Source organism: Brevundimonas sp. GN22 (assembly GCF_054824005.1).
In genome coordinates, this window is sequence record NZ_JSYD01000037.1 from 1 (window position 1) to 17897 (window position 17897).

Below are 17897 nucleotides of genomic sequence, written 5' to 3' on the forward strand. Positions count from 1 at the left end.
ACGGCCCTCCGGAGAAATCCGGGGGGCCGTCTTTGTTTGGCCAAGGGGCATTGTGTGCCCACCGGAATGGCTACGTGTCGATTAGGGCTCCTGAAACGCGGTTCCGATCTTGGTTTTTAGTCGAAGCGCCCCCAGTACGGCCCTGCCTGCACTGGTATTTTAAGGGATTGCCCCCTAATATTCCTTCTGCGGATGCCGTCTGATGCGCCGCGTTATGGGCTCTACCCCTTTCGATGTTGACCATCGCTATCGCCGTCGTACTGCTTCTGGTGGTGCTGAACGGTATGTTCGCAATGACCGAGCTCGCGGTCGTCTCTTCTCGTAAATCCAGACTTCAAGCCCGTGCCGAGCGCGGGGACCGCGGTGCGAGAGCCGCCCTGAAGCTGGCCGAAGAGCCAACTCAGTTCCTTTCCGCTGTTCAGGTCGGCATCACGCTGATCGGTATTCTGGCCGGTGCATACGGTCAGGCCAGCATTGCGGGTCAGCTCAAATTGATGTTGGCCCAGACGTTTCCTGCCGTCGCGCCCTATTCGCAAGTCATTTCGACCGGCGTCGTGGTTGTGGGCATCACCTATATCTCGCTGATCGTAGGCGAGTTGGTGCCAAAGCGTCTGGCGCTGATCTTCCCTGAGACCATTGCATCGAAGATGGCCGGACCGATCTCGAAGATGGCGTTGGTTATGAAGCCATTCGTGCTTCTGCTGACGGCTTCGACGTCGGGCATCCTCAAACTGATGGGCGTCAAGGACCGCGACGGTTCGGACGTCACCCAGGAAGAGGTCGAGAGCATGATCGCCGAGGGCACTTCGGCCGGTCTGATCGAGCCACAAGAGCAGGAAATGATCGAAGAGATCATGACACTCGGCGACAGGCCCATTCGCGTGGCCATGACGCCTCGCCACGAAGTCTACTGGATCGCCCTGAATGAGGATGAAGCGACGCTGCGCAAGGAAATCCGGGAATGCGGATACTCGCGTATTGTTGTGACGCGCGACAGCGATGTCGATAGCCCCCTGGGCGTGGTCCATAAGAAGGATGTCCTGGACAGCCTGCTGGACACCGGCAAGATCAATCTTGAGCCGCTGATCAACGAACCGGCCTTTATCCCGCAGTCCACCTCGGTGCTGAAGGCTCTCGATATTCTCAAGAGCTCACGTGTGCACATGGCCTTCGTGGTCGATGAGTACGGCAGCTTTGAAGGTGTAGTGACGGCCACGGATCTTCTGGAGATGATCGCCGGCGACTTTGACGAGGATCACGACGAACAGCACGTGGCTATCCGCCTCAGAGAGGATGGAAGCTGGATCGTGGATGGGCAGGTCGATCTAGAAGAACTCGAAGAAGCGCTGGGCGAAGAGTTCGGCGAACATGAAGGCTTCCACACGGTGGCTGGCCTGGTCCTTCACAACCTCTCGCGATTGCCGGAGGAGGGCGAGGTGCTTCGTCTGGGGCGCTTCGAGGTTGAAGTAATCGATATGGATGACCGTCGGATCGACAAGTTGCTGTTCCGGACTTCATTCAAAGGCGACGATGCTGATATCAACGCCGCGAATTAGATCTTTGATATAGCTAAGCTTTCTACGGGCCTGCCGATGCAATCGGCAGGTCTTTTTTTGACAAAAATATACAATTGAAAAACCCGCGGTACTGGAGCGCTTTTGGCGACCTGTGCCTTGAGGCAAGATCGTAAATACTTGCGGGGTCGTACTCCGCGTTGAACCCTTCCAGCCCTACGTAGTTTTACAAATACGCGGGACCGCGGACGGAGCCTGCTGAAAACAGCATCAGGTCCCCAGCTTGGCTGTTTTGATCTGAATATGACGATGGGACTGTGATTTAGGTTCGATATTCCCGTCACGGCCAAAAGCTCGATCTATCCACACGAGTGGTAGATCAAAAGATTTCCACTAAATATGTAAACTCGAAGCTTAAGCATTAGCTTTGCTATTGGCTGTTTACCTTATTGGGTAATTGGGCCGATCTATACATGTTTAACAAATTATAGCTTTGCTTCTAATCTTATCCCTTACGCGCGCTTAACCATTTATGTCTCCCTGCGTGCAGGAACAAACATTATTGATCTGCCGTTCCTCGAGACTAAGGTCGAATAATGTCCGCAATAGTGGGTCGATAGGGAGTCCGTTATGCTTAAGCTCGACGATATGAGTGGTTTCTCTGTACATAATGTTGGTAAGGGTGACCAAGTATCCGGGGTCTCTGGCCAACGCGATGCTTTTGTAATTCAGGCTCCTCCCGAAGATATTCGGAACAACGCCCGTGAGGGATCGGATTTGGTGATCCAGTTCCGTGATGGAACTAATATCAGGATCAACGGATACTTTGATCAGTATGACGATGGTGATCAGGTGGTCCTGGTCGACGGCGACCGTTCCTTCAGGGTCGACTTCTCCGATGCGTTGAGCTCCGAAGGCGATGGTATTGCCGAGGCGCTTGTGGCCTATGTCCCGATCGGGACCGAAAATAATGCGCTGCTGGCTCTATTGGGTGTCGCAGCTGCAGGGGCCGGGTTGGCGGCGGCTGTAAGCGGTGACGATAGCCCCAAGGTTTCTGAGCCGACGCCGCCGATCCGTATTCCGGATAAGCCTGCAAAGCCTAGCAGCTACGTCGACAATGTTGGCGACGTTCAATCCCCGTCCAGCACCGCCGCTACGACGGATGACACTACTCCAGGCATCAACATCGGGACCGGCCTGACCGATAAGCCCAAGCTTTATGTGAATGGGGTGGAGATCCCTTCCACCTATAATGCTGCGACGGGCGTGCTCACGCCAAACGCGCCCTTGGGCGAGGGCCGCAACACCATCACGATCACCCTCACCAGTCCAGAAGGTCCCCCACATTATCCTCATAACCCGTCGGAGCGGCTTGTGCCGCTGGACGACACCTTGCTGGTGGAGACGAGGATCAGCCCGCGCGACGTCGCCTTCATCCATCCGGGGCAGGCCGCCAATGTGAAGATCACCGCGTTTGATTCCTCGATCTACGGGAAGCTGCCCGCCACGGTCGAGCGTATTTCGGCGAACTCCATCACCGATGAGAACGATAAGCGTATCCAATACTATCGCGTCTATGTCCGCACCAAGAACGCGTATGTGCAAACGCGCAACGGGCGTCGCATGCCGATCATACCGGGCATGGTCGCCGAGACAGAAGTGAATACGGGTCGTCGTACCGTTATGAGCTATCTGCTCAAGCCTCTGAACAAGGCCAAGGAAGCTCTCAGAGAGCGCTAAGGCCGGAACAGAAAATGGGCCACGCGGCAAAAGCTGCGTGGCCCTTTCCCTTGCAAGGAAGAGAAACAAAGGGGATCGGCGCGAGCCTATTCAGACTTGGTCTGATTGCTCCAGACCGAGACGACCCCCAGCACGATCATGAACAGGGTGAAGGCACCGATGATCGGGAAAACAGCGAGGGCAGCGGAAGCGGTCATGTGCAAATCTCCTTTGCCCAGACCCTATTCCCGCTCCAGGTTCGCGCCTTGAGATAGATCAAATAGCAAAGCTCTGCGTACCCGAATTTTTGTGCGCGTGGATCACCGTCAGTTTTACGCTCCCATCAGAGTTCACGCCGCTGACTTGAGCGACCTCTTCGCAGAGGGTGAGGGGGTGGGACCGGTGACTGATAAGGATCAGGCCCTGACCCGACGTCGCCAGATGGGCGCGCAGGTGTTTGATGACTTCACACTCTGTTGCCGCGTCCAGTCCCTCGGTCGGTTCGTCCAGAATGAGGAAGGGAGCAGGGCGTAAATACGCCCGCGCCAAGCCCAGGCGCCGTCTCTCGCCGCCTGATAGAGCGTTGCCGTTTTCGCCCGTGGGCATCGCCAAGCCCGATCCTGATGCCCGGATGCGAACATCCAGACAGGCGCGCTCGAGAGCGCTCCACAATTCTGCATCGGTGGCGTTCGGGGCGGCCAGTCGCAGGTTGTCCGCGACGCTGCCATTGATGAAATGGGTCTGCTGCGCAGCATAGGCGAACAAGCTCCGCGTCCGTTGTGGAGACAGGCGCGACAGGTCGTGCCCGCCCATCCGGATATTACCTTCGGGCGCGGGGCGCAGCTTCATCAGTTGTTCGACAAGGGTGGACTTGCCCGCCCCCGAGGCACCGCAGATGCCGAGGCGGCTGCGCGGACGCAGGGGAGAGAGGCCCTTGATATCGATGTACGATTGCACGCGTTCGTCATCGCGATAGGATTTTGCCGAAGCCATCAGGGCATCCAGACGTGCCGTGGCCATCTCGACCTCGCCCCGCTGCCCGATAGCGCCGACCAGCGTGCCGCAGGCGTCCAGCACCGCGATGGCGCTTAACAAGGCCAGCGCCATCAGAGCCGCAGATCCCGATGCGGTGGTCAGGACGACGAGGACCACCGATGCTGCCATAGCGAGGCTCTGGACGAGGGCTAGCCACGCCGTACCTCTCGCCAGCTTTTCGCGTGCCTCGACATAGGGAACGGCGTCCGCATTGACCCGATCGCACGCCCACGACGACATGCCATAGGCGCGCAGTTCAGGGGCGGCCGCAGAGAGGCTGGAGAGTGTGTCCTTCAGTTGGCCTGCGGTGGTGCGAACCTGTCGTCCTGCCTCCTGGGTCACGCGTTTGGCCAGCAGGACAGCGCAAACGATGTAGGCCAGACCAATCAGGGCGACGCCCATAGCCACCGGCCAGCCGGCAAATGCGCAGGTGATGACGCCCGCTGCGATGCCGGCACCGGCGCCCCACGGCGCAGACAGGCGCACGAACCGGTTCTGGACCGCATCGACATCCTGCATCAGTCGTGCCGAGGCCTCGCCGCTGGACAGCGACTGTCCTTTGTCCGAGCGGGCGATGGCCGCGAACAGTTGGGGGCGCAGGGCTGCCAGTGCGTGGAGCGCCGCATTGTGGCCGGTGACGCGTTCGCCATAGCGGGCCGCGGTCCGGACAATCGCCAACAGCCGGATCATGGCGCTGGGGATCATATAGTTGAACGCCTTGGCGACCAGCGGGCCGCCCAGACCTGCGATGGCGGATGCGGTCAGGAACCACGCCGATAGTCCCAACAGGACAACGGCCGCTACCGCGACAGCGGCTGCGCAGACGCTGGCGGCCAGCAGGTGGCCGAACTGGGCCTTCTCCTGTTGCCGGATCAGGTCGTGGATAGACGGGCGGCTGGTCACAGGCGGCTTCATAGGGACACCACACGGTCGGCCAGACGGGCAATCTCGTCGCTATGGGTCGCGATCAACGTCGTTCGGCCGCGTGCCACGTCTTTGAGAACGGGCAGGAGGGCGCGTTCGGACGCAGTGTCCAGATGGGCCGTCGGCTCGTCGAGGATCAGGATAGGGGCAGGTTTCAGGAAGGCGCGCGCCAGACCGAGGCGTCGACGCTCGCCCCCTGACAAGCCGCCACCGCGTTCATCAATGACGCGGCTGAGGTCGCCCGATAGACCGGCCTGTGCGGCGGCCTGCATCACCTGGCGCGTCGTAGCGGCAGGATAGGCGAGGCGGATATTGTCCTCGACAGTTCCGGGCACGACCATGGGGGCCTGTCCGGCATAGGCGACAAAAGGCACCAGATCGAGTTCGGCGCTCAGGGCGATGCCATCCACGCGGATGGTGCCCGCGCCGACGGGGACCAGACCCAAAAGGCTGTGCAGCAGGCTGGATTTGCCCGACCCGCTGGGGCCGACGAGGGCAATGGTCTGTCCAGCAGCGATGTCGAGGGTGAAGCCCTGCACGACAGGTGCAGCACCGTCATAGGTGATGGCGATGCTTTCAAACGCGATAGCCGGAGCCTTGGTTAGGGATATAGCCTTGCGGTCTAGTGTAGGCTTGGCGGCTTCCAGCGCTTGCAGAGCGGGTACGGCGGAATCTGCGGCCTGCCGTTCGTGATAGGCGGCTGCGAGGCGTCGCATGGGTTGATAGACCTCCGGTGCGAGGGCCAGCAGGAAGAAGGCCTTACCCAAAGTCAGGGTGTCGGGCGCAGGAAACGGTAGAATGCGCAGCAGGTTAAAGCCGCAATAGACGGCGACCAGCGCGACCGAGAGCGCCGAAAAGAACTCCAGTATCGCCGACGACAGGAAGGCTACACGCAGGACCCGGGCGGTCCGCACGGCCAAAGCGTGGGAGGCACCGGCAATTGTGCGGGTTTGGGAGCCCTCGGCCTCGAATGCCAGAATGGCTGGCAGGGCGCGTATGCGGTCCAGAAACAGACCGGATAAACGCTCCATCGCCTGAAACTGACGGCGGCTTTCGCTTGCAGCCGCCATGCCGATCAGCGCCATGCCGATCACAAACGGGAGCAGGGTGAACAGCAGAATGCCCGCAGCGAACGGGCTTGCAATCGCGGCTGCGGCAATCAGCACCAGAGGTACTATAGCGGCTGCAAATCGCGCGGGAGCGAACTTGGCGAAATAGCCGTCCAGCGCATCGATGCCCTCGATAAAGGCCGTCATGGCTGCGCCGTCGGACAGCTTTCCGACAAACACTGCGGGGGCCAGCGATTGACGCAGTCCCGTTTTGACGGTCCCCGCAACCTTGGCCGCTTGTCCCGCTGCAAACTGGGCCAAAAGTCCTCTGGCAACCAAGCTGCCGACCGCGAGCGCGGCACCCGGTGCGACCGCAGACAGAACGGGGGTAGATCCTGCTGCCGCGTCAATCGCTCTACCCATGGCCCAGCCCAAACCAGCAGCAAAGCCGATGGCTGGCAGGGCATCCGCAAGCGTGAGCAGACCCACGACCTGCATCGGCCGTTTCCAGTCGTTAGTTGCGGACTTGAGCCAGCGTGCCGTGGCGCGACTGTCGGGCAGGGTGTCGGTCATGGATATCCTTGCGAGCCTCCGCAAAGGCCGTGCGTACGCGATGAACCCACTTCTAACCCGCGCGCGCATAAGTTGGCTTTGATCGAGATCAAGGCGGGCTATTCAACCCTGAGCTAGGGCAGGTGCAATGCCGATGGACATGCATCGGCGGTCAGGAGCCTTAGTCATGATCGACCTTGCGGTCGTGGACCTATCGCGCCTTCAGTTCGCACTGACGGCGCTATACCACTTTCTATTCGTGCCCCTTACGCTGGGGCTGTCCTTCATGCTGGTCATCATGGAGTCGATCTATGTGATGACCCGTCGTCCGATCTGGCGGACGATCACTCGTTTCTGGGGCACGCTGTTCGGCATCAACTTTGTGCTGGGCGTCGCCACGGGCATCACCATGGAATTCCAGTTCGGCATGAACTGGAGCTACTACTCCCACTATGTGGGCGACATCTTCGGTGCGCCGCTGGCCATCGAGGGTCTGATGGCCTTCTTCCTTGAAGCGACGTTTGTGGGACTGATGTTCTTCGGCTGGGACAAGCTGAAGCCGCACGCCCACCTGTTCGTGACCTTCATGGTGGCGCTGGGTACCAACTTGTCGGCCCTGTGGATACTTATCGCCAACGGCTGGATGCAAAATCCGGTCGGTGCCGCCTTCAACCCCGACACCATGCGTATGGAAGTCGTGGACTTCATGGCGGTGCTGTTCAATCCGGTCGCACAGGCCAAGTTCGTGCACACGGTTTCGGCGGGCTATGTGATCGCATCGGTCTTCGTGCTGGGCGTCTCGGCCATCTACATGCTTAAGGGCAAGCACACAGGGTTTGCCAAGCGTTCGATGACGGTGGCCGCGGCCTTCGGTCTGGCCTCGTCGCTGTCGGTGGTCGTGCTGGGCGATGAGTCGGGCTATGCCCTGACCGATAACCAGAAGATGAAGCTCGCGGCGCTCGAGGCCATGTGGCACACCGAGGAAGCCCCTGCCGGGCTGACGGCCATCGGCTTCCCGAGCCTGAAGGATCGCCAGACCCATTACGAGGTCAAGGTCCCCTATGTGCTGGGCCTGATCGCGACCCGCAGCGTCGATAAGCCGGTTGCCGGTATCCTCGAACTGGTCGCCATTTCCGAAGACCGTATCGAGCGTGGCGTCGTCGCTTACGACCAACTCGAAAAGATCAAGGCCGATCCGACCGACATGCTTGCACGCGGCGAGTTCGAGAAGGTCCGCAACGATCTGGGCTATGGCCTGCTGCTGAAGCGTTTTGTCGAAGATCCGCGCATGGCCACCCCCGCTCAGATCAAGGAAGCGGCTTGGTACACTGTGCCGAACGTGCCGGTGATGTTCTGGTCGTTCCGCGTGATGGCGGGCATCGGCTTCCTGATGATCGGCCTGTTCGCGACGGCCTTCGTCCTGTGCACTCTGCGCAAGCACGAGACCAAATGGTTCCTGCGTCTGGCAGTCCTGGCCATGCCGCTGCCGTGGATTGCGGCCGAGTTCGGCTGGGTTCTCGCCGAGGTGGGCCGTCAACCGTGGGCCGTTGAAGGCGTTCTGCCGACTTTCCTTGGCGCATCCAGCCTGACGGTTCCGCAGCTGTGGGCCACGATTGTCGGCTTCACTGTCCTTTATGGCGCGTTGGCGGTGGTCGAAGTCGGCCTGATCGTTCGCACCATCAAAATGGGCCCGTTCCACGAGCAGGAACAACAGGCGCTGTTCGAGGGCGAAGACGCCCCGATGGTTGCTCAGGAAGGATAAGCGAAGATGGAACTGCTTCTCGATTTTGCCACGCTTCGCGTGATCTGGTGGGCGCTGGTTGGCATTCTGCTGATCGCGTTTGCCTTGACGGACGGGTTCGACCTCGGCGTCGGTGCCCTGCTGCCCTTCGTCGCCAAGACGGATGAAGAGCGCCGCATGGTGATCAACACCGTGGGCGCAACGTGGGAGGGGAACCAGGTGTGGTTCATCCTCGGCGGCGGTGCGATTTTCGCCGCATGGCCGTTTGTCTATGCCGTCAGCTTCTCCGGCTTCTATCTGGCCATGTTCCTGGTGCTGTCGGCGCTAATCCTGCGTCCGGTCAGCTTCAAGTATCGCTCCAAGCGACCGGAAGCCAAATGGCGTTCGTTTTGGGATTGGTGCCTGTTCATCGGCGGCTTTGTACCGGCGCTGGTGTTCGGTGTGGCCATGGGCAATGTGCTGGCCGGTGCGCCGTTCCGTCTGGATGACACGATGCGTGCCTTCTATGACGGCAGCCTGCTGGGCCTGTTCACGCCGTTCACTCTGGTCGCTGGCCTGCTGTCGGTCACGATGCTGGTTCTGCACGGTGCCGCATGGCTGGGCCTGAAAGCTGAAGCTGGTCCGGTACAGGAACGCGCCCGCAAGATCGCCTTTGTGGCCGGTGCGCTGGGTATCATTCTGTTCGCGGTCGGTGGCCTGTTCATCGCATTTGGCGATATGGGCTTCCGCTATGCGGGCGAGGTGGACATCAACGGTGCTTCCAACCCGCTGCGTACGGCCATGGTCGCCGCTCCTGGGGCATGGATGGACAATTATGCCAAGTATCCGTGGATGATGCTGGCTCCGGCGCTGGGCTTCATCGGTATTGTGATCGCCCTGATCGGCATGAAGTCGCGCAAGGAAGTGCTGGCTTTCGGTGGTTCGTCGGCTTCGGCTGCCGGTATCATCGCCACGGTCGGTGCTTCGATGTTCCCCTTCATTCTGCCGTCGACGGCGGATGCCAACTCCAGCCTGACGGTGTGGAACGCCTCGTCCAGCCATCTGACCCTGTTCATCATGCTGGGCTGCACGGTAGTCTTCCTGCCGCTGATCCTGATCTACACGGCGTGGGTCTATAAGGTGATGTTCGGTCGCTCGACGACCACGGCGCTGAAGACCAACCCCGACCTGTACTAAGACTAAGGAGAGAAACTGATGTGGTATTTCGCCTGGATCCTTGGCCTTGGACTGGCCGTGGCGTTTGGCGTCCTGAACGGGCTGTGGCACGAGTTCCGCCTGTTCGACGAAGGGGATGAGGGTCGCTCCGAACCCTGACCTTCGGATCTGACCTTCTGAAAGGCCCTCCCTGACTTCGGTCGGGGAGGGCCTTTCTTTGAGCTGACGAAATAAAATCAATAGGTTGAGCCAGATCAAAGCCGCCCAAGACAGTAGGGCGCATCGTCTCTTCAGACATCGAAGCCCGTCTCCATTTCCACGGGTGATGTATTGAGGAAGACGCTTATGAAAACCTCTGCTGCTCTACTGGCTGCGGCCTCGGTTCTGTGTGTTGCCGGTGGTGCCTCGGCGCAGGCTCCGGCTCCCGAACAGGTCGGCAAGGGCACGCTGATCGTGACCGCTCGCATGACCGGTGTGCTGCCGCAGGCCGATGATGCCATTACCGATGCGGCCGGTGCGGCCTCGGGCCTGAATGTCGATGTGTCCGATGACTGGATGCCGACGCTGGGCTTTACCTATTTCGTTTCGGACCACTGGGCGGTCGAAGGCATTCTTGGTGCGACCCAGCATGAGGTGAAGGCCAAGGGCGCAGGTACCGATGTCACCGTACATGAAACCTGGGTCCTGCCGCCTATCGTGACGGCCCAGTATCACCCGACCCCGAACGCCCGCATCAGCCCCTATGTCGGTGCCGGTGTCAGCTACATGGCCTTTTTCGAGGGCAAGGACAAAAACGGCTTCACCGTCGATATCGATGACGCCTTCGGCGTCGCGCTGCAGGCAGGGGCCAATGTGAACCTGTCGGGTCCGTGGACGCTGAACGTGGATGCCAAGAAGGTGTGGTTCGACACGGACGCCAGCATCAATGTCGGCGCTCTGAAATCGAACGTCAGCCTTGATCCGTGGGTGGTCTCGGTCGGCGTAGGCCGCAAGTTCTGATCATGAAAAAGGGCGCGCTCCCAAGGAAGCGCGCCCTGATCATTCAATGCGAACTCAACCTTCGCCTTCGGCCAAAGCCAGCAATCGGTCCGGATCGGTGATCTCTACGTCGTTACCGGGCAGGAGCCGGATCATTCCCGACGTCTTGAGCTGGGTCATGACGCGGCTGACTGTCTCGATGGTCAGACCAAGATAGTCGGCGATATCCAGACGGGTCATCGGCAGCAGGACGTGGTTGACCGCGCCGCCCAGTTGTTGCTGTCGCTCGCCCAGACGGATGAGGAAGCTGGCCAGACGCTCTTTTGCGGTCTTACGACCCAAGAGGACGATCTGTTCCTGTGCAGCCATCAGCTCGTCACCGGCCAGCGAAACTAGTCGGTGTTCCAGTGCGGGCATTGCATTCAGCAACTGATCGAAGTCACCGCGTTTGAACCGGCAGGCCTGCAGCGGCGTAAGAGCCTCAGCGGTCACCGTGGATACGCTGCGCCCGCCAAGGCCAAGGAAGTCCCCCTGGAACAGGAAGCCGGTGATCTGGCGACGGCCATCCGGCAGGATGCGGTACAGTTTCACTGCACCCTCGACCACGTTGAACACGAAGGGATTTGGATCACCCTCGTGGACCAGCGCCTGACCGGCGCTGACATTCACGTTTTCGCTGTTGTAGGCCATGTTTTGCAGTTCATGGCCCTTCAGATCAGCGCAAACGCCCAGCGGGCGTGCGCCGCAGGTGGCGCACGGGTGCACGTCTTCAAGCGCAATATCTTTTTGCTCGGACAAAGGACTTACGGTCTTCACTAAATAATCTCCGAGCGAGCGCAGCCCCGCATAAGCCTTACTATAGCGGTCTTCGGTATCGAAGGCGAACAGTGCGCAATCCTAGGTCAGGGACTTGGCTTCACCATTGGGCCGATTGTCCGAGCTTGGCGCGTCCGGCAGGATTCTCAGCGCGGCGCGCATGGAAGACGCCAGTTGGTGCAGCTCGCACTCCAGCGCCTCGCGCACCAGCGGCCGGACCCCCATCTCTCGCACGAACAGTGGCCCTGCCCAGACGGTCTCGCCATGGTCCAGATCAGGTTGTCGCCACCAGCAGACGAAGCCGAGGATGCCACCCCTCTGGTTACGCGCCACCAGAATGCCCCGCCCGTCAGGATCGGCGCGCCAATCGCACAGGAAGTTCTGCCAGCGCGACTCCTCAAGATCCGGCTTGGCCCATACGGCGAGGCTGTAGGCCGCGGTCGCATCGTCCGGACCCAACGGCTTGATGATCAGGCCGGACAGGGGGAGGGAAGGCGTGGGTAGGGTCGAATGCAGATCAGGCATGAGACCATGTGAAGCACACCGTGCCTTTTGGCCTTGATTTGGATCAAGGGTGCTCCGACGCTGTTATGGCAATGTTCGTTCATAGTTAGCCAACGGTGGGAGAGACGCATGGCACCTTCGAATGTCGAACCGGTTCACGGGCGGGCCGCCTTGGCGATTCTCAAACTGTTGAGCCGCCAGAGCCTGATGACTTTAGCGGTCAACCGTCCGGACGGACGTCCGCATGCCGCCACACTGGGCTATATGAACGACGGGCTGAACCTTTACTTTATCACCGCCACAGACAGCGAGAAGGCTGCGAATATCCAGGCCGACCCGCGCGTGGGTATCGCTATACGCGGTGACGCAGAAGAAGGCGAAGCGGTCGGTGTATCCATTGATGGCCGAGCCGCGATCCTGACCGACATGGCCGAGATCGAACATGTGCTGGGTCTGATTCTGGAACGCGCGCCGGAAATATCGCCTTGGGCTCCGGGGCTGGGCCAGACGGTTGTGTTCAAGGTGATTCCCGAAACCATCGAGGCTGTGGCCGTCATCGACAGCCGCAGCCACGCGCAGACCTATTCTATCGGTGATACCGAGGCTGTGATGGCCGAAGTCAGCTATGAGCCCAGCGCTGTAGCGCGACTTTTCTGAAAAAATCGGGGGTTAAGCGCAACTTGTGCCGTTTGGCCCCTTGAAATGCCCGTGGGGGTCAGGCATACGGCGGCCTCTGGCGAGGGTCGCGCTTCTGGATCACATCCGCAGCGCGAAGATCTTTGTCCGGGACACTAGGAGTTTAGCTCAGCTGGTAGAGCATCGGTCTCCAAAACCGAGGGTCGTGGGTTCGAGTCCCTCAACTCCTGCCATTCCCCCTGTTGCATTCGTATGGGAGTTCCCATGTGATGCAGCAGGAACCAGAGATTGAAGAGACGTCACATGGCCAAGGCGAAGACCCCGCGCGGCCGCCGCAATACGGCGACCCAGACTGCAGCAGCCCAAGGTGCCGCTACGGTTAGCGTCGACGCTCCGTCGCCCAAGAAGAAAACCTCTATCCCGCAGTTCGCTAGCGAAGTGCGGGCCGAGGCTCGCAAGATCACGTGGCCTTCGCGCAAGGAAACCTGGATCACCTCGGTGATGGTTTTCATTATGGTGGCTATCGCATCGGCATTCTTCTGGATTGTTGACTTCGCCCTGACCTTCGCTTCGAAAATCATCCTCGGCTTCGGCGGATAATAGGAAACGCGCACATGAGCGACGCAGCGGCCAATCCCCGCCATAAATGGTACATCGTCCACGCCTACTCGAACTTCGAAAAGAAGGTTGCCGAGTACCTGCGCGATCAAGCCAAGCAACAAGGCCTTGAAGACAACTTCTCCGAAATCCTCGTTCCTACCGAGGATGTCGTCGAGATTCGTCGTGGCCGTAAGGTCAACTCCGAACGCAAATTCTTCCCGGGCTATGTGCTGGTGAAGATGGAGATGACCGACCAAGCCTATCACCTGGTCAAGAACACCCCGAAGGTCACCGGTTTCCTCGGTGCCGCTGGTGGCACCAAGCCGCTGCCGGTTTCGGAACGTGAAGTCCAGAACATCATCGGTGCAGTGGAAGAGGGCGTCGAGCGTCCGAAACCCACCATCCACTTCGACATCGGCGAGAAGATCAAGGTCACCGACGGTCCGTTCGCCAGCTTCGACGGTACGGTCGAAAGCGTCGACGAAGAAAACACCCGTCTGCGTGTTACCGTCTCGATCTTCGGTCGCGCTACTCCGGTCGATCTGGAGTACAACCAGGTGGAGAAGGTCGGCGAATAAGCCACCTGCCACAGGTTCAAGATTTCAAAGGCCGCGTCCCTCCGGATGCGGCCTTTGTTTTATATCGGTTGATGTTTCGCATTGGTCGATTTGCGTTTGTGCGGGCGCTCTGTTAAACGCGCGCCTTCGCTTCGCAGTCGTCTGACTCGCGGTGCGTCAAATCCGTGGGAGGCAGCCATGCCAGACCACGGCTCACCGATCCGGCTTTTCCTGCCGGGTTCATTGTTAGGAGAGACAAATGGCCAAGAAGATTCTCGGCTACATCAAGCTGCAAGTGCCGGCACAGTCGGCCACGCCGTCGCCGCCGATCGGCCCGGCTCTGGGTCAGCGCGGTGTGAACATCATGGGCTTCTGTAAGGAGTTCAACGCTCGCACCGAGAAGGTTGCCAAGGGCACCCCGCTGCCGACCATCATCACCGTCTACCAAGACAAGTCGTTCACCTTCGTCACCAAGACGCCGCCGGCGACCTGGTACCTGAAGGAAGCTGCCAAGATTAAGTCGGGCGCTGCTAAGACCGGCCGTGAAACTGCAGGCAAGATCACCGTGGCTCAAATGCGCGAAATCGCAGAAGCCAAGATGAAAGACCTGAACGCTAACGATCTGGACGCTGCGACCAAGATCATCGAAGGCTCGGCTCGCGCCATGGGCCTCGAAGTTGTGGAGGCCTAATCCAGATGGCTAAGCAAACCAAAGCTCAAAAAGCACGCGTCGGCGTCTCGGAAGACCTGATCGCCTACGGCGACGCAATCAAGCTGGTTAAGGACAACGCCAAGGCGAAGTTCGACGAAACCATCGAAATCGCTGTGAACCTGGGCGTTGACCCGCGTCACGCTGACCAACAGGTCCGCGGCGTGGTGAACCTGCCGTCGGGTACCGGCCGTGACGTTCGCGTCGCTGTTTTCGCCAAGGACGCCAAGGCTGACCAAGCCCGCGAAGCTGGTGCAGAACACGTCGGTGCAGAAGACCTGTACGAGAAGATCGCTGGCGGCTTCATGGAATTCGACCGCGTTATCGCGTCGCCGGACATGATGGCCCTGGTTGGTCGCCTCGGTAAGGTGCTGGGCCCGCGCGGCCTGATGCCGAACCCGAAGGTCGGCACCGTGACCCCGAACGTTGCTCAAGCTGTTAAAGACGCCAAGGGCGGCGCAGTTGAGTTCCGCGTCGAGAAGAACGGTATCGTTCACGCCGGTATCGGCAAGGCTTCGTTCACCCAGGAAGCTCTGGACCTGAACGTCAAGGCTTTCGTCGACGCTCTGTCGAAGGCCAAGCCGGCTGGTGCCAAGGGCACCTACATCAAGCGTATCACGCTGTCCTCGACCATGGGTCCGGGCATCAAGGTTGATCCGGCTTCGGCTGGCGCCTGATAGGCTTGCCGTAAGGCAATAAGTTAGCGGCCCCGCAGAGCAATCTGCGGGGCCGTTTTCTTTGGCTCAGTAGCCGACCGTGAAGCGCTGGCGGGAGTGGGGACTAGCCCAGCTGTGCAAAACCAGAGATGTCTACGGGCTACCGCCGTGACGTGACTGCGGCTAGGATTTATTGGCTCATCAAGGACCTGCTTATGAACCAGCCGCTAAAGATTGCTGTCATTGTCGGAAGTGCCCGCACGGGCTCTATCAATCGTGCTTTTGTCTTGGCTCTTTCGCGTTTGGCGAGAGATGCAATGGACTTCGATATCCTGCCGGTCGAGGGTCTGCCGCTCTATAACGGAGATCTTGAAGCGGACATGCCGCCTCTGCTTGCAGAGCTGAAATCTCGGATAAGGGCTGCGGACGGTATTCTGTTTGTCTCGCCAGAGCATAACCGCTCTGTGACGGCGCTGATGAAGAACACGCTCGATTGGCTGTCGCGTCCTAATGGCGATAATGTATGGGCCGGCAAGCGTGCGGCGATTTGCGGGGCCTCGCCGGGCGCGCGCGGGGCGGACCTGTCGCAGATGCACCTTCGCCAGATCGCGGTTTGCTTGGGTCTGGAGGTCATGCCCCAACCCGAGGTCTATGTGCAGGTGAAGGACGGCACCTTCACTCAGGCGGGTGATTTCGGCCAAGAGCGCGACATCGCGTTCCAACGACGTTTCCTTGAACGCATCGCTGCCTGGATCAGGCAACCCGAAGCGTAAACGTCCGTCATCGGATTATATTGCGGCCTTGACCCCAAGTGGCGAATGGAGTGAAAGGCCGCCTCTCTGCGCCGGTGCGGGGACAGATTTCGATTGGAACTTGGGCCGCGTGTGCGGCTAAGCTAGGCGTATGAGCAAATCTTCGAACGACAAACAGATCCGTCAGATCGCGGCCCTGCCGTGGCGGCGTCGCGGCGATGTGGTCGAGATTATGCTGATCACCTCCCGCGAGACGAAGCGCTGGGTCATCGCCAAGGGTAATCTCATGGTGGATCTGTCCGATCCGCTGGCCGCGGCTCAGGAAGCCTATGAAGAGGCGGGCGTGCAGGGCGATATCGCGTGCAGGCCTGTCGGTCAGTATCCGTATTACAAGCGTCTCAAGGACGGCCGCTGCGTGCCGTGCGTCGTAGATGTCTATCCGCTGGAAGTCCTTATCCAACTGGGGAGTTGGCCGGAAGCAGAACAGCGCGAGCGTCAATGGATGAGCGCCGCTGATGCGGCCGCTAGCGTGCACGAGCCTGTACTGGCTGATTTGATCCGCTTGTTCGCAGCATCGATTTCGTAACGATGTTCTGGCTATACTGATCGTTGGGCGCACGGCGCGACGATCAGGGATGGGCAAATGAAAAAGTTTTTCGCAGGCGCAGCAGTCGCCCTGTGCGTTGTAATGGCTTCGCCAGTATTGGCGCAGTCCAACGACGCACCGCCTTCTAGCGAGAACCTCGCTCTGGCTCGCCGCGTGGTCGCGATCACGACGCCGGATTATGACAAGATGATCCTCGCCCAAATGCAGGCAGGCCTTGCCGAGGCGCGATTGCATGAGGCTGACCCTGAAATCGGCAAGTGGATGGACAAGAATGCAGGTCCCATCCTGCTGCCCCACATGCGCACCCTGCTTGATCAGATTACGACCGTCTATGCGCAGCGCTTCACCAGCTGAACTCGAGGCGATGCTAGCCTTTTACGAGAGCCCGATGGGGCGCGTAATCGCTGGCAAGGCACTTTCGATCGGAGTTGAGGTCAATGCCTTGGTAAATCCGATCATTGAGGCCTACGCCACCGAACTGCTTACCCGCATGTGCGGAGAATTTGACTGCGGCGAGGGCAAATCGCAGCCCGCCGCACGCTCGAAGTCCCAACAGCGTTGATTTTATCTTCGGACGGTGTATAGAAGCCGCCTTCCTGATGAGTCTTCGGACTGATCAGGTCCTGTCCGAGAACTTCGGGGCGTGGGGGTCACCCATGCCATAACTGCCAGAATAGCCTTTCTGGTGCCGTGGGGAGATGGGGATGCAAAGACCTCCGTCCAGCCGTTTCGGCGGGATGAGGCACGCTTCCTTCGGACAATCTACCGGCTTGTGGTCTGTGCGGCAACGTACGGGGCATGAACCAAATCCGTCGTCGGGAATAAGCTCGGCGACGAATTCCTACTCTGGAGACCGCAATGGACCGCGCACAAAAAGCCGAGTCGATCGAATCGCTGAAGAGCGTGTTCGCCGACGCGGGCGCCGTGGTTGTGACCCACAATCTGGGCCTGACCGTTGCGGAGATGGAAGACCTGCGTGGTCGCCTTCGTAAAGAAGGTGGCGCGTTCAAGGTGGTGAAAAACCGTCTGGCGCTGAAGGCGCTGGGCGTCGAAGCCGGCAGCGAATACCACGACCTGTTCAAGGGTCCGGTTGGTATTGCATACGCTGCTGACCCGGTCACCGCTGCCAAGGTCTCGGCTGAATTCGCCAAGGGTAACGATCGTTTCGTTATCCAGGGCGGTTTCATGGGCGACAACGTTCTGGACGCCAAGGGCATCGAAGCCCTGTCCAAGCTGCCGTCGCTGGATCAACTGCGCGGCAAGCTCATCGGCCTGCTGCAAGCCCCGGCAACCAAGGTTGCTGGCGTTCTGCAAGCTCCGGCTGGCCAGTTGGCACGCGTCTTCAATGCTTACGCAACCAAAGACGCCGCCTAAGACCCTCCTGCATCTCTGC

General features: G+C 59.9%; 20 protein-coding genes and 1 tRNA gene. 17 read left to right on the plus strand and 4 right to left on the minus strand.

The window, feature by feature from the left end; genetic code table 11:
- Positions 1–233: 233 nt before the first annotated feature.
- Together OB03_RS05915 and OB03_RS05920 are read left to right on the plus strand one after the other, a co-directional pair.
- Positions 234–1556 carry a hemolysin family protein gene (locus OB03_RS05915; RefSeq protein WP_242914323.1) on the plus strand — a complete coding sequence of 441 codons (1323 nt, stop codon included), beginning with the start codon at positions 234–236 and terminating at the stop codon, positions 1554–1556.
- A gap of 606 nt (positions 1557–2162) precedes the next feature.
- Positions 2163–3254 (plus strand): BapA prefix-like domain-containing protein, encoded by a 1092-nt coding sequence (locus tag OB03_RS05920; RefSeq protein WP_461343529.1) that lies wholly within the window; start codon positions 2163–2165, stop codon positions 3252–3254.
- A 255-nt stretch (positions 3255–3509) separates the two neighbouring features.
- On the opposite strand, the gene OB03_RS05925 is transcribed toward OB03_RS05920, so the two are convergent.
- Positions 3510–5183, minus strand: coding sequence for an amino acid ABC transporter ATP-binding/permease protein (locus tag OB03_RS05925; RefSeq protein WP_461343514.1), 1674 nt, complete (start codon positions 5181–5183; stop codon positions 3510–3512).
- On the minus strand, positions 5180–6814 hold the full coding sequence (gene cydD / locus OB03_RS05930) for a thiol reductant ABC exporter subunit CydD (protein WP_461343515.1): 1635 nt from the start codon (positions 6812–6814) through the stop codon (positions 5180–5182). Before cydD ends, OB03_RS05925 begins: the two co-directional genes overlap by 4 nt.
- A gap of 169 nt (positions 6815–6983) precedes the next feature.
- Here cydD and OB03_RS05935 point away from each other — a divergent pair, with 169 nt between their 5' ends.
- The 4 genes from OB03_RS05935 (at position 6984) to OB03_RS05950 (ending at position 10688) form a co-directional block, all read left to right on the plus strand.
- A complete protein-coding gene (locus OB03_RS05935; RefSeq protein WP_461343530.1) occupies positions 6984–8555 on the plus strand; it encodes a cytochrome ubiquinol oxidase subunit I in 1572 nt (523 codons plus the stop codon).
- Positions 8556–8561: 6 nt separating this feature from the next.
- A complete protein-coding gene (cydB, locus tag OB03_RS05940; RefSeq protein ID WP_461343516.1) occupies positions 8562–9710 on the plus strand; it encodes a cytochrome d ubiquinol oxidase subunit II in 1149 nt (382 codons plus the stop codon).
- 18 nt (positions 9711–9728) lie between these two features.
- Positions 9729–9848 (plus strand): cytochrome bd-I oxidase subunit CydX, encoded by a 120-nt coding sequence (gene cydX / locus OB03_RS05945; RefSeq protein ID WP_181543479.1) that lies wholly within the window; start codon positions 9729–9731, stop codon positions 9846–9848.
- Positions 9849–10034: 186 nt separating this feature from the next.
- The gene (locus tag OB03_RS05950; protein WP_461343517.1) at positions 10035–10688 is read left to right on the plus strand and encodes an OmpW/AlkL family protein; all 654 of its coding nucleotides are present in this window, start codon (positions 10035–10037) and stop codon (positions 10686–10688) included.
- A gap of 54 nt (positions 10689–10742) precedes the next feature.
- Here the strand turns inward: OB03_RS05950 and OB03_RS05955 are convergent, their stop codons facing one another.
- Positions 10743–11483 (minus strand): Crp/Fnr family transcriptional regulator, encoded by a 741-nt coding sequence (locus OB03_RS05955; protein ID WP_461343518.1) that lies wholly within the window; start codon positions 11481–11483, stop codon positions 10743–10745.
- Positions 11484–11564: 81 nt separating this feature from the next.
- Complete coding sequence (locus OB03_RS05960; RefSeq protein ID WP_461343519.1) at positions 11565–12008, minus strand: hypothetical protein; 444 nt, start codon at positions 12006–12008, stop codon at positions 11565–11567.
- Positions 12009–12116: 108 nt separating this feature from the next.
- Here OB03_RS05960 and OB03_RS05965 point away from each other — a divergent pair, with 108 nt between their 5' ends.
- The 11 genes from OB03_RS05965 to rplJ all read left to right on the plus strand — a co-directional run bounded on the left by OB03_RS05965 (position 12117) and on the right by rplJ (position 17878).
- Positions 12117–12644, plus strand: a complete 528-nt coding sequence (locus OB03_RS05965) for a pyridoxamine 5'-phosphate oxidase family protein (RefSeq protein WP_461343520.1) — start codon at positions 12117–12119, stop codon at positions 12642–12644.
- 136 nt (positions 12645–12780) lie between these two features.
- A tRNA-Trp gene (locus OB03_RS05970) sits at positions 12781–12856 on the plus strand.
- 70 nt (positions 12857–12926) lie between these two features.
- Positions 12927–13223, plus strand: coding sequence for a preprotein translocase subunit SecE (gene secE / locus OB03_RS05975; protein ID WP_242914310.1), 297 nt, complete (start codon positions 12927–12929; stop codon positions 13221–13223).
- 14 nt (positions 13224–13237) lie between these two features.
- Positions 13238–13801: a transcription termination/antitermination protein NusG gene (gene nusG, locus OB03_RS05980; protein ID WP_242914309.1), complete on the plus strand. Its 564-nt coding sequence runs from the start codon at positions 13238–13240 to the stop codon at positions 13799–13801.
- A 238-nt stretch (positions 13802–14039) separates the two neighbouring features.
- The gene (gene rplK / locus OB03_RS05985; protein WP_242914308.1) at positions 14040–14471 is read left to right on the plus strand and encodes a 50S ribosomal protein L11; all 432 of its coding nucleotides are present in this window, start codon (positions 14040–14042) and stop codon (positions 14469–14471) included.
- Between the two features lie 5 nt (positions 14472–14476).
- Complete coding sequence (rplA, locus tag OB03_RS05990; RefSeq protein ID WP_242914307.1) at positions 14477–15166, plus strand: 50S ribosomal protein L1; 690 nt, start codon at positions 14477–14479, stop codon at positions 15164–15166.
- Positions 15167–15360: 194 nt separating this feature from the next.
- On the plus strand, positions 15361–15918 hold the full coding sequence (locus tag OB03_RS05995) for an NADPH-dependent FMN reductase (protein ID WP_461343521.1): 558 nt from the start codon (positions 15361–15363) through the stop codon (positions 15916–15918).
- 130 nt (positions 15919–16048) lie between these two features.
- Positions 16049–16483, plus strand: a complete 435-nt coding sequence (locus OB03_RS06000; RefSeq protein WP_461343522.1) for an NUDIX hydrolase — start codon at positions 16049–16051, stop codon at positions 16481–16483.
- A 57-nt stretch (positions 16484–16540) separates the two neighbouring features.
- A complete protein-coding gene (locus tag OB03_RS06005; protein WP_461343523.1) occupies positions 16541–16858 on the plus strand; it encodes a DUF2059 domain-containing protein in 318 nt (105 codons plus the stop codon).
- Between the two features lie 34 nt (positions 16859–16892).
- Positions 16893–17066 carry a hypothetical protein gene (locus OB03_RS06010; protein ID WP_461343524.1) on the plus strand — a complete coding sequence of 58 codons (174 nt, stop codon included), beginning with the start codon at positions 16893–16895 and terminating at the stop codon, positions 17064–17066.
- Positions 17067–17362: 296 nt separating this feature from the next.
- Complete coding sequence (gene rplJ / locus OB03_RS06015; RefSeq protein ID WP_242914303.1) at positions 17363–17878, plus strand: 50S ribosomal protein L10; 516 nt, start codon at positions 17363–17365, stop codon at positions 17876–17878.
- Positions 17879–17897 lie beyond the last annotated feature (19 nt).

Bases quoted from the DNA above. Each gene is read 5' to 3' on its own strand.
- secE (WP_242914310.1), top strand. From the start codon at position 12,927: ATGGCCAAGGCGAAGACCCCGCGCGGCCGCCGCAATACGGCGACCCAG.
- nusG (WP_242914309.1), top strand. From the start codon at position 13,238: ATGAGCGACGCAGCGGCCAATCCCCGCCATAAATGGTACATCGTCCAC.
- OB03_RS05925 (WP_461343514.1), bottom strand. From the start codon at position 5,183: ATGAAGCCGCCTGTGACCAGCCGCCCGTCTATCCACGACCTGATCCGG.
- OB03_RS06010 (WP_461343524.1), top strand. From the start codon at position 16,893: ATGGGGCGCGTAATCGCTGGCAAGGCACTTTCGATCGGAGTTGAGGTC.
- rplA (WP_242914307.1), top strand. From the start codon at position 14,477: ATGGCTAAGCAAACCAAAGCTCAAAAAGCACGCGTCGGCGTCTCGGAA.
- OB03_RS06000 (WP_461343522.1), top strand. From the start codon at position 16,049: ATGAGCAAATCTTCGAACGACAAACAGATCCGTCAGATCGCGGCCCTG.
- OB03_RS05995 (WP_461343521.1), top strand. From the start codon at position 15,361: ATGAACCAGCCGCTAAAGATTGCTGTCATTGTCGGAAGTGCCCGCACG.
- rplK (WP_242914308.1), top strand. From the start codon at position 14,040: ATGGCCAAGAAGATTCTCGGCTACATCAAGCTGCAAGTGCCGGCACAG.
- OB03_RS05915 (WP_242914323.1), top strand. From the start codon at position 234: ATGTTGACCATCGCTATCGCCGTCGTACTGCTTCTGGTGGTGCTGAAC.
- cydD (WP_461343515.1), bottom strand. From the start codon at position 6,814: ATGACCGACACCCTGCCCGACAGTCGCGCCACGGCACGCTGGCTCAAG.
- OB03_RS05950 (WP_461343517.1), top strand. From the start codon at position 10,035: ATGAAAACCTCTGCTGCTCTACTGGCTGCGGCCTCGGTTCTGTGTGTT.
- OB03_RS05965 (WP_461343520.1), top strand. From the start codon at position 12,117: ATGGCACCTTCGAATGTCGAACCGGTTCACGGGCGGGCCGCCTTGGCG.
- OB03_RS05920 (WP_461343529.1), top strand. From the start codon at position 2,163: ATGAGTGGTTTCTCTGTACATAATGTTGGTAAGGGTGACCAAGTATCC.
- OB03_RS06005 (WP_461343523.1), top strand. From the start codon at position 16,541: ATGAAAAAGTTTTTCGCAGGCGCAGCAGTCGCCCTGTGCGTTGTAATG.
- OB03_RS05960 (WP_461343519.1), bottom strand. From the start codon at position 12,008: ATGCCTGATCTGCATTCGACCCTACCCACGCCTTCCCTCCCCCTGTCC.
- cydX (WP_181543479.1), top strand. From the start codon at position 9,729: ATGTGGTATTTCGCCTGGATCCTTGGCCTTGGACTGGCCGTGGCGTTT.
- cydB (WP_461343516.1), top strand. From the start codon at position 8,562: ATGGAACTGCTTCTCGATTTTGCCACGCTTCGCGTGATCTGGTGGGCG.
- rplJ (WP_242914303.1), top strand. From the start codon at position 17,363: ATGGACCGCGCACAAAAAGCCGAGTCGATCGAATCGCTGAAGAGCGTG.